At 73.2% G+C, this 13,788-nt stretch carries 9 protein-coding genes and 2 pseudogenes; 4 read left to right on the forward strand and 7 right to left on the reverse strand.

Going from position 1 to position 13,788, the window contains the following annotated elements:
• Window positions 1-294: pseudogene (locus JNW91_RS23390) on the reverse strand (GGDEF domain-containing protein); the annotation flags it as partial.
• A 226-nt stretch (window positions 295-520) separates the two neighbouring features.
• Here JNW91_RS23390 and JNW91_RS23395 point away from each other — a divergent pair.
• A complete protein-coding gene (locus JNW91_RS23395) occupies window positions 521-913 on the forward strand; it encodes a PH domain-containing protein (protein ID WP_203177588.1) in 393 nt (130 codons plus the stop codon).
• Here the strand turns inward: JNW91_RS23395 and JNW91_RS23400 are convergent.
• Complete coding sequence (locus tag JNW91_RS23400; RefSeq protein WP_203177589.1) at window positions 907-1,833, reverse strand: 2-hydroxyacid dehydrogenase; 927 nt, start codon at window positions 1,831-1,833, stop codon at window positions 907-909. The two genes, JNW91_RS23395 and JNW91_RS23400, sit on opposite strands and share 7 nt — an antisense overlap.
• Window positions 1,834-2,018: 185 nt before the next feature.
• On the opposite strand from JNW91_RS23400, the gene JNW91_RS23405 reads away from it, so the two are divergent.
• From JNW91_RS23405 to JNW91_RS23415, 3 genes are all read left to right on the forward strand, one after another.
• The gene (locus JNW91_RS23405) at window positions 2,019-3,836 is read left to right on the forward strand and encodes a SpoIIE family protein phosphatase (protein WP_203177590.1); all 1,818 of its coding nucleotides are present in this window, start codon (window positions 2,019-2,021) and stop codon (window positions 3,834-3,836) included.
• Between the two features lie 82 nt (window positions 3,837-3,918).
• Complete coding sequence (locus JNW91_RS23410) at window positions 3,919-5,091, forward strand: PQQ-dependent sugar dehydrogenase (protein WP_203177591.1); 1,173 nt, start codon at window positions 3,919-3,921, stop codon at window positions 5,089-5,091.
• 61 nt (window positions 5,092-5,152) lie between these two features.
• Window positions 5,153-6,721 carry a metallophosphoesterase gene (locus tag JNW91_RS23415; protein ID WP_203177592.1) on the forward strand — a complete coding sequence of 523 codons (1,569 nt, stop codon included), beginning with the start codon at window positions 5,153-5,155 and terminating at the stop codon, window positions 6,719-6,721.
• A 22-nt stretch (window positions 6,722-6,743) separates the two neighbouring features.
• Here the strand turns inward: JNW91_RS23415 and JNW91_RS23420 are convergent.
• The 5 genes and pseudogenes from JNW91_RS23420 to JNW91_RS23440 form a co-directional block, all read right to left on the reverse strand.
• Window positions 6,744-9,100, reverse strand: a pseudogene (locus tag JNW91_RS23420) (transketolase-like TK C-terminal-containing protein).
• A 105-nt stretch (window positions 9,101-9,205) separates the two neighbouring features.
• Window positions 9,206-10,705, reverse strand: a complete 1,500-nt coding sequence (gene gatB, locus JNW91_RS23425; RefSeq protein WP_203177593.1) for an Asp-tRNA(Asn)/Glu-tRNA(Gln) amidotransferase subunit GatB — start codon at window positions 10,703-10,705, stop codon at window positions 9,206-9,208.
• Window positions 10,706-10,718: 13 nt separating this feature from the next.
• On the reverse strand, window positions 10,719-12,194 hold the full coding sequence (gatA, locus tag JNW91_RS23430; protein ID WP_203177594.1) for an Asp-tRNA(Asn)/Glu-tRNA(Gln) amidotransferase subunit GatA: 1,476 nt from the start codon (window positions 12,192-12,194) through the stop codon (window positions 10,719-10,721).
• A 76-nt stretch (window positions 12,195-12,270) separates the two neighbouring features.
• Window positions 12,271-12,576: an Asp-tRNA(Asn)/Glu-tRNA(Gln) amidotransferase subunit GatC gene (gatC, locus tag JNW91_RS23435; RefSeq protein ID WP_139586470.1), complete on the reverse strand. Its 306-nt coding sequence runs from the start codon at window positions 12,574-12,576 to the stop codon at window positions 12,271-12,273.
• Window positions 12,577-12,721: 145 nt separating this feature from the next.
• A partial coding sequence (locus JNW91_RS23440) for an EAL domain-containing protein (protein WP_203177595.1) occupies window positions 12,722-13,788 on the reverse strand: 1,067 nt, incomplete at its 5' end.

The raw sequence follows: 13,788 nt of genomic DNA on the forward strand, positions 1-13,788 counted from the left end.
GGCGAGACCGGCCGCCACCACCGCCGCGTCGAGCCGCACGCCCGCCGCGCGCCCGGACGGTTCGGTGGGCACAGGGTCGGCGGGCACGGGGTCGGCGGGGTGCCGGACGGCCAGGCGGGAGAGCCGCACACCGGCGAGCGTGGCGCCCGCGCCGCCGGCCAGAGCGATCACCACCGAGGTCGGGACCAGATCGGCGGCGCCGGCGAGGACGAGCAGTGCCACCGCCGTCGACACGGCGGCCTCCGGCACCGCACGGCGGGGGACGTGGACGCGGAACGGGTACGCGAGGAGCACGGCGGTCGCCTTCGTGAGGGGGCACGGGGGCGGTGCGGCGGTGCGGCAGTGCGGGACATCGGACGTTGCGGGTCCGCTGCCCACCAGTCGAGAACGACCAGCGGCCGAATCGGTTACGCGTTGGTCATCGGACGGAAGCAATGACCTGTGTCACTGTACGGCGAACCGGGCCGCCCCGGCACCGCCCGCCGGGACCCGGATCCGCCGGGGGTGGGATCATCGCAGGGTGAGTAAGCCCGATACGGTCCGCTTCCGGTACAACCAAGCCATCCTGGTCGCCGCGGTCATCGCCTTCATCGGCGCGCTGCCGCTGGCCAACGCGCGCGGCTACCTGCTGCCGGTGCTGCTCGTCCCGCTCGGCGTCGCGGTGTGGGCCTGGCGGGCCGGCACCGACGCCGACGCCCGAGGGCTGCGCCTGCGCGCACTGGCCGGGCAGCGCCGCATCGACTGGGACCAGGTCGCCGAGCTGACCACCGACCCACGCGGTCGGGCCGTCGCCCGGCTCGACGACGGCCAGCAGGTCACCCTGCCGGCGGTACGCGGCGTGGACCTGCCCCGCCTGGTGTCGGCCACCGGCCAGACGCTGCCGGGCGAGACGACCGAGACGACCGGTCAGTAGCCGTCGACCACCGTGTTGATCAGCGGCTGGCCGGCGGCGAACCTCCGCACCTGATCGCCCACCAGCCGGTAGGCCCGAGGCAACAGCCCGCGCACCGACCCCGCGACGTGCGGGGTGAGCAGCACGTTCGGCATCGTCCACAGCGGCGAGTCGGCCGGTAACGGCTCCGGGTCGGTGACGTCCAGGGCCGCCGAGATCCGGCCCGTGCCCAACTCGGCGACGAGCGCCTCGGTACGGGCCACCGGCCCCCGGGCCGCGTTGACCAGCAGCGCCCCGTCCGACATCGCGGCCAGGAACTCCTTGTCGATCAGACCACGGGTCTGGTCGGTGAGCGGCACCAGCACCACCACCACGTCCGCCTCGGGCAGCAGCCGGGGCAGCTCCTCGACGCCGTGCACCCCCTGCTCCGGCCGGGCGGTGCGGGCGACCAGGGTGAAGCTCACCTCGAACGGCGCGAGCCGGTCCCGCACCGCCGTGCCGATCGAACCGGCCCCGACGATCAGCACCCGCTTGCCGGTCAGCTCGTCGGTCGGGGTGAACCCGTCGTACGCCCACCGGCGGTCGGCCTGTGCCCGGACGAACGCCGGGAACGCCCGCAGCTGGGCCAGGATCGCGCTGACGACCCACTCGGCCGTCGACGGATCATGCACGCCCCGGGCGTCGCAGAGCGTCACACCGTCCGGCGTCCGACCCACCCAGGCGTCCGCGCCGGCCGACAGCAGCTGCACCACCGCCAGGTCGGGCAGCTCACGCAGCAACGCCGTCGAATCCGTACCGCCCAGGAACGGCGGCACCCAGAACCGCACGCCGGCCCCCGTCGAGGGCAACCGGTCGGCGTGTTCCACGACCTCCACCGTCACGTCCGACGGCAACTCACCGATGAGATTCAGGCCGGCCTGGTGCGGGATCCATACCTTCACGTCCGCCGACGATAGCCCCCGACGCGACGGCCCGCGCGGGCACGGCGGGGATCGGACCGCACGGAGGTGGCGCGCGGCCCCGCAGCGGGCGAGACTCAGCACACCGATGCTCGCCCCTGGCCTGGACGAGGTATAACGAAGGGCCGGAGGGCCGGTCGGCCTCCACCCCGGCAGACAGGTGCTCGATGACCGACGGCTCCCCCGCCAGCCCTCGCCGTGCGACCGGACCTCCACCGAGGCTCGGCGATCCGGCGCGGCTGCGCGCGCTCGCCGACACCGGGCTGGACGCCGCCCCGGACGAGGCGTTCGACCGCTTCGCCCGACTGGTCAGCGACCTGCTGGACGTCCCGGTCGCGCTGGTGTCCCTGGTCTCGGCCGACCGGCAGTTCTTCCCCGGCGCGGTCGGGTTGCCGGAGCCCTGGTCGCAACGCCGACAGACGCCGCTGAGCCACTCGTTCTGCCAACACGTGGTGGACATCGAGGTGCCGATGGTGCTGCCGGACGCCCGGCTCCACCCCCGGGTACGCGACAACCTGGCCATCGACGACCTCGGTGTGGTCGCGTATGCCGGGATGCCGCTGACCGACCTGTCCGGCCGGGTGCTCGGCGCGCTCTGCGCCATCGACAACAAGCCCCGCGCCTGGTCCGCCGCGCAGCTGCGGACACTGGCGGACCTGGCGGCCGCCTGCTCGTCGGAGCTTCGGCTGCGGATCGCGCTGGACGGCGCGCAGGAGGCGCGTCGGCGGGTCGTACAGGCGCACGAGCGACTGGAGCTGCTGGCCGGCGTGAGCGAGACGCTGGCCGACACCCTGGACGTGGGCGTCGCGCTGCGCCGGCTCGCCGCCACCATGGTGCCGCTGCTCGCCGACTGGTGTCTGCTCACCCTGGTCGGGCCGACGGGTCAGCCCCGCGAGGTCGTCGCGGTGCACCGCGACCCGGCCCGGACGGCGGACGTCGACCGCTTCGCCGACCTGCTGCGTACCAGCCTGAGCCCGGAGTCGATCATCCGGGCGGTGCTGCGGACCGGTCAGCCCCGGCTCGGCAGCGCGGCGTCCCTGGTCGACGTGTCACGGGGCACCACGAATCCGGAGATGGGCCCGATCGCCCAGCGACTGGGCATCACCTCCTACCTGAGTGTGCCGGTGCGCGCGGCCGGCGGCACCGTGCTGGGCGCGATCACCCTCGTCAACGCGGCCGAGCGTCAGCAGTTCGACGACCGCGACGTGATCACCGCGATGGACATCGGCCGCCGCGCCGGGCAGGCCATCGGCAACAGCTCGATGTACGGCGAACAGCGACACGTCGCCGAGGTCCTGCAACACAGCATGCTGCCGAGGCTGCCGGTCGTGGCCGAGTTGGAACTGGCGGCCCGCTACCAGCCGGCGGCCGACCGGGTGGAGGTGGGCGGCGACTGGTACGACGCCTTCGTCCAGCCCGACGGGGACCTGATCGCGGCGATCGGGGATGTGGCCGGGCACGACATCGAGGCGGCCGCGACCATGGGGCAGCTGCGCAACCTGGTACGCGGCAACGCGTTCGGTCGGCCGGACGCGGTCGGGGAGCTGATGACCCACCTGGACGGCGCGATCCGCGGCCTGCGACTGCCGATCGCGGCCACCGCGACGCTCGTCCGGATCTGCCCCCAGCACGCCGGCGTGCACGAGCTGACCTGGTCCAATGCTGGCCACCCGCCGGCCCTGCTGGTCCGCGCCGCCGGCACGGTCGAAGCCCTCGAGGCGACACCGGAACCGCTGCTCGGCCTGGCCCGGCCCTCGCGGCGGTCCAGCCATTCGGCCAGCCTGGCGACCGGCGACACTCTGCTGCTCTACACCGACGGGCTGATCGAGCGTCGGGACCGGTCCATCGACGAGGGGCTGGCCGAGCTGGCCAACCGGCTCAACGGCACGCGCGATGTGCCCCTCGACGAGCTGTGTGACCTGCTGGTCGCCTCGCTCCAGCATCGGGAGGACGACACCGCGCTGCTCGCCGTGCGGGCCCGCTGAGCGTTCCCGCCCGGGACCGTCGGCTCCGCCGTGGACACCTGTCGGGCCCGGCGGGACCGTCCGGCGGGATACCCTGGGCCGGGTGAGCGCCCGTCCCCCGTACCCTCGCATCCGCCGCCTCCGGGCGGTCCTCGCGGCGTCCTGCGCGGCGCTGCTGTTCACCGCGGGTTGCAGCTTCGGCGAGCCGGAACCGGACCCGGCCGGTGAGCCGCCCAACCTGCCGACCCCGTCGACCTCCGCGAGGCCCGGCGGCGCCGGCCAGCAGGCGGTGGCGACCGTGCTCGCCAAGGGGCTGCGGGTGCCCTGGGGCATCGCCTTCCTTCCGGACGGCGGCGCGCTGGTCACCGAACGGGACAACGGCCGGATCCTCCAGGTCGGCCCCGAGTCCGGGCCGGACGGGCTGCGGGTCCGGGTGGTGCAGACGCTCACCGACGTGGCGGCGGCGGGCGAGGGCGGCCTGCTCGGCATCGCCGTCTCCCCCGGCTACGCCCAGGACCGGACGCTCTTCGTCTACTACACCAGCGAGCAGGACAACCGGGTGGTCCGGCTGCAACTGGGTGGGCAGCCGACCCCGATCCTCACCGGCATCCCCAGGGCCAACGTGCACAACGGCGGCGGGCTGGGCTTCGGCCCGGACGGGCAGCTCTACGTCAGCACGGGCGACGCCGGGGAGCGCCCCCTCGCCCAGGACGCGAAGAGCCTCGGCGGCAAGATCCTGCGGATCACCCCGGACGGCAAACCCGCCCCGGGCAACCCGTACCCCGGCTCCCCGGTCTGGTCTCTCGGCCACCGCAACGTGCAGGGCTTCGCCTGGGACGCGAGCAAGCGGATGTACGCGGTCGAGTTCGGCCAGAACACCTGGGACGAGATCAACCAGATCACCAAGGGTGGCAACTACGGCTGGCCGGAGGTCGAGGGACGGGCGGGCGACCGGAGGTACACCGACCCGATCACCCAGTGGGCGACGTCGGACGCGTCCTGCTCCGGGCTGGCCGCCACGGACCAGCTGCTGGTCACCGGCTGCCTGCGGGGCAAGCGGCTGTGGGTGCTGGAGGTGACCGACACCGGCACGCTGCTCGGCCAGCCCAGCGAGCTGCTCACCAACCGGTACGGACGGCTGCGCGCGGTGGCCGCCGCGCCGGACGGGTCACTCTGGGTGAGCACCTCCAACCACGACGGGCGCGGCGATCCGGCGGCCGACGACGACCGGTTGCTGCGGGTGGTGTTCGCCGGCGGTGACGGCGGTCGCAGCTGACCTTCGTCACCATCCGTTCAGGTTTGCCAAGATCTTTCGACGGGCAGGTCAGAATCTCAGCATGGACGGGCAGCGCGACGAGCAGCACGACGACACCGGGGGCCGGGCCGACCCCCCGGTGTTCCGTGGCGACCCGTCACCGCGGGCGGGCAGACGGACCGGCCCGCTGCGCCGCACCGGGGTCATCCTCGCCATCCTCGCCGTGGGCCTGGCCGGGGCGGTGCTCGGGGTGCTGGCCGGCGGGCACGTGGACACCGACATCGGGCCGTTCCGGGCCAACCTCGCCCTCACTCCGGCCAGCGCCGGCGGCACCACGGTCGACGTACCGCCGCTCGGCGCGCTGCTGCTGGACAGCCACGACGGGCCGGTCCACCTCACCGTGCGGCTGGGCGCGTTGGACCAGAGCCGCACGGAGGCGCTGCTCGACGACCCGGCCAGCATCAGCCGGGCCAGCCAGAGCGCCGTCGAGGACGTCCGCTCCGGGGTGATGCGACTGGGCCTGCGGACCCTCGCCTCGGCGGTGCTGGCCACCCTGCTCCTGGCCGGGCTGGTCTTCCGCAACGTGCGCCGGACCGCCTGGGCGGGTGGGCTGGCGCTGCTCGTCACGGCCGGCAGCCTCGGCACGGCGGCGGCGACCCTCCGCCCCCAGGCGATCGAGGAGCCACGATACGAGGGGTTGCTGGTCAACGCGCCGGCCATCGTCGGTGACGCCCGCCGCATCGCCAACGACTACACCAAGTACGCCGAGCAGCTGCAGCGCCTGGTCGGCAACGTCAGTCAGCTCTACACCACCGTCTCGGCGCTTCCGCTGTTGGAGCCGACCCCGGGCACCACCCGGGTGCTGCACGTCTCCGACATGCACCTCAACCCGACCGGCTGGCAACTGATCCGGACGGTGGTGGAGCAGTTCGGTATCGACGTGGTGATCGACACCGGCGACATCACCGACTGGGGCAGCGAACCGGAGGCGTCCTTCGTCGGCTCGATCGGCCTGCTCAAGAAGCCGTACGTCTTCATCCGGGGCAACCACGACTCCGGCAAGACCGCCGCCGCCGTCGCCCGCGAACCCAACGCGATCGTCCTGAACAACTCGACGACGACGGTGTCCGGGCTGACCATCGCCGGCATCGGCGACCCCCGCTTCACCCCGGACAAGAACACCTCACCCGCCGGCAGCGGCCTGACCCAGCAGGTCGCCGACCAGGTGATCGGCACCGGTGAGCAGCTCGCGGCCACGGTGCGCCGCTCGCCCCAGCCGGTGAACATCGCGCTGGTGCACGACCCGGCGTCGGCCGGTCCGCTCGCCGGCACCTGCCCGCTGGTGCTGGCCGGGCACACCCACGCACGCCAGGTCTCCAAGCTGCCCCAGGCCCCCGGGCAGCAGCCCACCGCCCTCATGGTGGAGGGCTCCACCGGCGGTGCCGGGCTCCGCGGCCTGGAGGGTGAGAAACCGACCCCGCTGTCGATGAGCGTGCTCTACTTCGACCAGAACAAGATGCTCCAGGCGTACGACGACATCACCGTCGGCGGCACCGGGCAGGCCCAGGTCAACCTGGAGCGGCACGTGGTGGAGAACCCGACCGCGGGCGCGCCCGCCTCGGTCACCCCGACACCGACCCCGACCCGCTGAGCGCGGGCCGGGGCGCCGGGGATCAGCGCAGGGCGATGGCGGCCAGGGCGGCGTTGACGATGCTGCCGGGCAGCAGGTCGTGCACCTCGTACAGCTCGGCGACGCTACCGGACTGACCGAACTCGTCCACCCCGAGCGGCACCGCGGGCGCGCCGAGCGCCGACCCGAGCCAGGCCATCGCGTGCGACGCGGCGTCGTGCACGGTCACCACCGGCACCCGGTCGACGAACGCGGACCGCAGCGCGCCCGGCACGCTGGGCACCGTGGCCGTCCGCACACCCTGACGCAGGGTGCGCTGCCAGGCCCGGTAGAGCCGGTCCAGGGAGGTCACGTCCACCACGTGCGCGGCGATGCCCTCGTCGGCCAGCTCCGCCGCGGCGGCCAGCACCTCGGGCAGCACCGCGCCGGAGGCGGCCAGCTGCACCACCGGGGCGTCGGCCAGGTGCGGGTACGCCTGGTGCGCGTCGACGAGGCGGTACGCCCCGGCGATCACCTGCCGGCGCAGCACCGCGTCACCGAGCCGGGTCCGGGCAGCCTCGAACGGCGCCTGGTCCAGCGGGCGGGTGCTCAGCCGGAAGTAGTACGCCCCGTCCTCGGTCGGCGCGGCGGTCGCGGCCGGCGTCGACCCACCGGCGATCTGCCCGAGCGCGTCGCAGAGCAGCCAGTCGAGGCTGGCCGCGTACGCCGGTTCGAGGAAGGTCACGCCGGGCAGTTCCAGGCCGACCGACGCGGTGATGGTGGACTGGTGGGCGCCGCCCTCCGGGGCAAGGGTGATGCCCGACGGGGTGCCCGCCACCACGAACCGGGAGCCGGAGTACGTGCCGTACAGGAACGCGTCCAGGCCACGCAGCACGAACGGGTCGTAGACGGTGCCCACCGGCAGCAGCGGCTGCCCGGACAGGTCCCAGGACAGGCCGAGCTGGCCGAGCAGCAGGAACAGGTTCATCTCGGAGATGCCCAGCTCGATGTGCTGCCCGGCGGGGCTCTCGGTCCAGCGCAGCATCCGGTCCTCGGTCCAGGAACGCTGCTCGGTGGGGGCGAACACCCCGGTCTTGTTGATGAACCCGGCCAGGTTGGTGGAGGTGGCCACGTCCGGGGCGGTGGTGACGAGGTAGCGGCCCACCTCCCGGTCGCGGGCCAGGTCCACCAGCACCCGACCGAAGACCTCCTGGGTGGAGATCGGCTTGTTGGCGCGTACTCCGGTGCTCTCCGGAACGGTGACCCCCAGCGCGCGCTCGCGCGGCGCGCGGGACAGCGCCTCCCGGCGGGCGCCGGCCCGGATGCCGGCCGGTGACGCCGGGTCGAGGCGGTCCCACTCGGTGTCGCGGGTCAGGCCCCGCGCGGCCCGCAACGTGTCCACCTGCTCGGAGCTGAGCAGCGCCGAGTGGTTGCGCGGATTGCCGGCGATGGGCAGACCCCACCCCTTGACGGTGTACGCGAAGACGACGCTGGGCCGGTCGGTGACGGCGTCGCACTGGGCGTACGCGTCGAGCATCGCGGACAGGTCGTGCCCACCCAGGTCGGTGACGAGCGGGCCGAGCTCCTCGTCGGGAATGTCGGCGATGAACTCCGCGATGCCCGCCGGCGCGCCGTCCAGGAACTGCTTGCGCAGCGCCGGGCCGGCCAGCCCGAACAGCGACTGGTACTGCTCGTTGGGCATCGCGTCGATCCAGTCGCGCAACGCCTCGCCGCCCGGCCGCCCGTACGCCTCGGCGAGCTTGCGGCCGTACTTGACCTCCACGACGTGCCAGCCGGCCGCCTCGAACTGGCCGCGCCACTGGTTGATCCGGATGCCGGGGACGACCCGGTCCAGCGACTGACGGTTGAAGTCGACCAGCCACATGACGTTGCCCAGCCCGGTGGTGGCCGGGTCGGCGACCGCCTCCCAGATGTTGCCCTCGTCCAGCTCGGCGTCGCCGATCAGCGCCACGAACCGGGAGTGCGGCCGGGCGCCGAAGTGCGCGTCGACGTACCGGCGGGTGGCGGCGGCGAAGAGCGGCGCGCCGCGCCGAGACCGACCGAGCCGGTGGAGAAGTCCACCTCGTCGGGGTCCTTGGTGCGCGACGGGTACGACTGGAGGCCGCCGCGGGCCCGCAGCCGGGGCAGGTACGAACGGTCCAGGTTGCCGAGCAGGTACTGGATGGCGTGGAACACCGGGGAGGCGTGCGGCTTGACGGCGACCCGGTCCTCGGCGTCCAGATGCGCGAACCACAGGGCGGTCATCGCGGTGACGAGCGAGGCGCTGGACGCCTGGTGGCCGCCGACCTTCACCCCGTCGCCGGTGGCCCGGTCGTGGTTGGCGGCGTCGACGATCCGGGTGGCGAGCCAGAGCACCCGCCGCTGGATCTCGTCGAGGACATCGAGGTCGTGCTGGTTCACGGTGGCTCCATCCGGGCGTCGCCGTTGACGCCCTCGCAAGGGGGGTTGCGGATTGCACGGCGAACGGGCTGGCGCAGCACGCGCCAGCCCGTTCGTCCCTACGGATCAGCCCTGGACGCCGAGGCGTTCCAGGATGAGTTCGCGGACGGTCTTCGCGTCGGCCTGGCCGCGGGTGGTCTTCATGACGGCGCCGACCAGGGCGCCGGCCGCGGCGACCTTGCCGCTGCGGATCTTGTCGGCGATGCCGGGGTTGGCGGCGATCGCCTCGTCCACGGCGGCGGTGAGCGCGCCCGTGTCCGACACGACCTCCAGGCCCCGACTGGTCATGATCTCGGTGGGCGAGCCCTCACCGTCGACCACGCCCTCCAGCACCGTACGGGCCATCTTGTCGTTGAGCTTTCCGGCGTCCACCAGGCCCTGCAGCTCGGCGACCTGCGTTGGGGTGGCCCCGATGTCGGCCAGCTCCACGCCGCTCTCGTTGGCCCGCCGGGACAGCTCACCCAGCCACCACTTGCGGGCCGCCGCCGGGGTGGTACCGGCGGCCACGGTGGCCTCGATCAGCTCGACCGCACCGGCGTTCAGCACCGACTGCATGTCCAGGTCGGACAGCCCCCACTGCTGCTGGAGCCGACGCCGGTGCACCCGCGGCAGCTCCGGCAGGGCGGCCTTCAGCTCGGCGACCCAGGCCGGGTCCGGAGCGATCGGCACCAGGTCCGGCTCCGGGAAGTACCGGTAGTCGGTGGCCGTCTCCTTCGATCGACCCGGGGTGGTGTCACCGGTGTCCTCGTGGAAGTGCCGCGTCTCCTGGGTGATCCGGCCACCCGCGTCCAGCACCGACGCCTGCCGCAGCATCTCCGAGCGGACCGCCCGCTCCACCGACCGCAGCGAGTTGACGTTCTTCGTCTCGGTACGGGTGCCCCACTCCGCGCCCGGCAGGTTGAGCGAGGTGTTCACGTCGCAGCGCAGCGAACCCTCCTCCATCCGCACGTCCGAGACGCCGAGGGTGCGGATCACGTCGCGCAGCTCGGCGACGTACGCCCGGGCCACGTCGGGGGCGAGCGCCCCGGTGCCCGTGATCGGCTTGGTGACGATCTCGACCAACGGGATGCCGGCCCGGTTGTAGTCGACCAGCGACTCCGTCGCGCCGTGGATACGGCCGGTGGCGCCACCGACGTGCAGCGTCTTGCCGGTGTCCTCCTCCAGGTGCACCCGCTCGATCTCGATCCGCACCGTCTCGCCGCCCACCTCGACGTCCAGGTAACCGTCGACGCAGATCGGCTCGTCGTACTGGCTGATCTGGAAGTTCTTCGGCATGTCCGGGTAGAAGTAGTTCTTCCGGGCGAACCGGCACCACTCGGCGATGGAACAGTTCAACGCCAGGCCGATCCGGATGATCGCCTCGATGGCGGCCTTGTTGGCCACCGGCAGCGACCCGGGCAGCCCCAGGCACACCGGGCAGACCCGGGTGTTCGGCTCGCCACCGAAGTCGGTCGGGCAACCGCAGAACATCTTGGTGTTCGTGCCCAGCTCGACGTGGGTCTCCAGGCCGATCACCGGTTCGTAGCGCGCGACGACCTCGTCGTACGCGGGCAGCGTCGTCGTCATCTGGGCTCCTGCCTCACAGTGCCGGTGGGGTGAAGGTGCCGACCGCGGACTCCAGCGCGGCCGCGACCCGGTACATCCGGTCGTCGGCCATCGTCGGGGCCATCACCTGCAGGCCCACGGGCAGCCCCTCGGAGAGGCCGCAGGGCACCGAGATGCCCGGCCCGCCGTACAGGTTGGTCGGAATGGTGAACAGGTCGGCCAGGTACATCTGGTACGGGTCGGCGGTGCGGGCGCCGATGGGGAAGGCCGTGAACGGGGTGGTCGGCGAGATCAGCGCGTCCACCTGCTCGAACGCGGCGGTGAAATCCCGGGTGATCAGCGTCCGGACCTTCTGCGCCTGCCCATAGTACGCGTCGTAGTAACCCGACGACAGCGCGTACGTGCCGATCATGATGCGGCGCTTGACCTCGGGGCCGAAGCCGGCCTCCCGGGTCAGCGACATGACCTCCTCCAGCGACCGGTTGCCGTCGTCGCCGACCCGCAGGCCGAAACGGACCCCGTCGAACCGGGCCAGGTTGGAGGAGCACTCGCTCGGCGCGATCAGGTAGTACGCCGGCAGCGCGTACGCGAAGGTGGGGCAGGAGATCTCCACGACCTCGGCGCCCATCTTGGTCAGCGCGTCCACCGACTCGCGGAACGCCGTCATCACGCCCGTCTCGGCGCCCTCGCCGACGAACTCGCTGACGATGCCGAGCCGCACACCGGTCAGGTCGCCGGTCGCGCCGAGCCTCGCCGCCGCCACCACATCCGGCATTGGCTGCGGGATCGAGGTCGAGTCACGCGGATCGTGCCCGCCGATCACCTGGTGCAGCAGGGCCGCGTCGAGCACGTTACGGGCGCACGGGCCGGGCGTGTCCAGCGACGACGAGAAGGCCACCAGGCCGTAGCGGGAGGTGCCGCCGTAGGTGGGCTTCGCGCCGACCGTGCCGGTGACCGCGCCGGGCTGACGGATCGAGCCGCCGGTGTCCGAACCGATCGCCAGCGGCGCCTCGTACGCGGCCAGCGCGGCGGCGCTGCCACCACCCGAGCCGCCCGGGATCCGGGTCAGGTCCCACGGGTTGTGCGTCGGCCCGTACGCCGAGTATTCGGTGGAGGAGCCCATGGCGAACTCGTCCATGTTCGTCTTGCCGAGCATCACCGTGCCGGCGTCACGCAGCCGCTGGACGATCGTCGCGTCGTACGGCGGGCGCCAACCCTCCAGGATCTTCGACCCCACGGTGGTGGGCACGCCACGGGTGGCGAGGACGTCCTTCACCGCGACCGGCACACCGGCCAGAGGGCCCAGCTCCTCGCCGGCGGCCCGGCGCTCGTCCACCGCGCGGGCCGCGGCCAGCGCGCCGTCGGTGTCCACGTGCAGGAAGGCGTGCACCCGGTCGTCGACCTCGGCGATCCGGTCCAGGTGCGCTCGGGTCACCTCGACGGCGGAGGTCTCGCCGCCGGCGACCAGGGCGGCGATCTCCGTCGCGGTCATTCTGGTCAGATCGCTCATGCCGTCACTCCGCTTCGCTCCGTGACGCCACGAGGCACCACCGGGCTGCAATGCTGATTCGCTCGCTGGCGCTCGCTCATGAGGCCACGTCCTCGCTCAGGATCCGCGGTACGCGGAAACGCTGGTCCTCGGCGTCCGGCGCGCCCGACAGCACCTCCTGCGGGGTCAGGCACGGCGTGACGACGTCCTCGCGGAAGATGTTGGTCAGCGGCACCGAGTGCGAGGTCGGCGGGATGTCCGCGGCGGCGACCTCGCCGACCTGGGCGACCGCCTGGAGGATCACGTCGAGCTGGCCGGCGAACGTGTCCAGCTCCTCCTCGGTGACGGCGAGCCGCGACAGGCGCGCCAGGTGCGCGACCTCCTCGCGGGAGATGGCGGCCATCCGTGCCCCCTTCTGATGTCCTGCTGGTCGGGCGGTGTGCCCGCCGCGCGACGGGTGGAGCGTGACGCGCGGTGACCGGAGCGAGTCTATTGTTCCGCTCCCGTGCCGCGTCCCCGACTCCCCCTCCGCCGCCCCTCGTGCCGGGTCAGCGGGCGGGTCGGCGACCGGCGTCCGGCTCCGGGTGCCCGCCGCTCGGACGGACCGGCCGGTAGCGGGCCAGCCAGGTGACCAGCTCCTCCGCGGGCATCGGTCGGGCGTAGAACCAGCCCTGGGCCGCGTCGCAGCCGGCCGCGTGCAGCATCCGCCAGGTCCGCTCGTCCTCCACGCCCTCGGCGACCACCCGCAGCCCCAGCGCGCCCGCCAGCTCGATCATCGACCGGACGATCGCCGCGTCGTCGGCGTCGTCGGCCATGCCGAGCACGAACGACCGGTCCACCTTCACCTCGGACAGCGGCAACCGGCGCAGGTGTTGCAGGGACGAATAACCGGTGCCGAAGTCGTCCAGCGCGATGGCCACCCCGATCCGGTGCAGCCGGGAGATGGTGGCCAGCACCCGACGCGGATCGGCCATCAGGGCACCCTCGGTGATCTCCAGTTGCAGTCGCTCGGCCGGCACCCCGTAGCGGGCCAGCCGGTCGGCGATCTGGTCGGCGATCTCCCCGGTGTGCAGGTCGCGGACGCTCACGTTCAGCGCCGCGCGCAGTCCGATGCCGGCCGCCAACCACTTGGCGAGCTGCTCCACCACATCGTCGACGACCCGCCGGGTGAGCAGCCGCATCACCGCGCTCTGCTCGGCGACCCGGATCAGCTCCTCCGGGTCGACCATGCCCCGGCGCGGGTGTCGCCAACGCAGCAACGCCTCGACGCCGACCACCTCGCCGGTCGCGATGGCGATCTGCGGCTGGTAGTACATGGTGATCTCACCGGCGTCGTCGGCCGTCTCGCCGGTCGCGTTCGCCCAGCCGGACGGCTCGGACGGTGGCGTCCCCGGGCCGTCGTCACCCCGAGGTACGGGGCCGCCGTGGTCCGGCGCGGGCACCGCGCTCCCGGTCCGGGACCGCCGGCCGCCCCCGCCCGCGGAGTGCCGGTCCCGGACCGGACCGGGGCGGGTGCCGGGGACCACGGCGCGGGTGTTCCGGCCCCGGATCGGGTCGGCGCCGGTGGCGATCCGGTTGATCAGCTCGTCGGCGAGCGCAAGCTCGGCGCCGGAGC

This window comes from Micromonospora parastrephiae, from assembly GCF_016802865.1.
In the GTDB taxonomy this organism is placed as follows: domain Bacteria; phylum Actinomycetota; class Actinomycetes; order Mycobacteriales; family Micromonosporaceae; genus Micromonospora; species Micromonospora parastrephiae.

Excerpts from the sequence above, each read along its gene's own strand:
- JNW91_RS23405 (WP_203177590.1), top strand. The coding sequence starts at position 2,019 with ATGACCGACGGCTCCCCCGCCAGCCCTCGCCGTGCGACCGGACCTCCA.
- JNW91_RS23415 (WP_203177592.1), top strand. The coding sequence starts at position 5,153 with ATGGACGGGCAGCGCGACGAGCAGCACGACGACACCGGGGGCCGGGCC.
- gatB (WP_203177593.1), bottom strand. The coding sequence starts at position 10,705 with ATGACGACGACGCTGCCCGCGTACGACGAGGTCGTCGCGCGCTACGAA.
- gatA (WP_203177594.1), bottom strand. The coding sequence starts at position 12,194 with ATGAGCGATCTGACCAGAATGACCGCGACGGAGATCGCCGCCCTGGTC.
- gatC (WP_139586470.1), bottom strand. The coding sequence starts at position 12,576 with ATGGCCGCCATCTCCCGCGAGGAGGTCGCGCACCTGGCGCGCCTGTCG.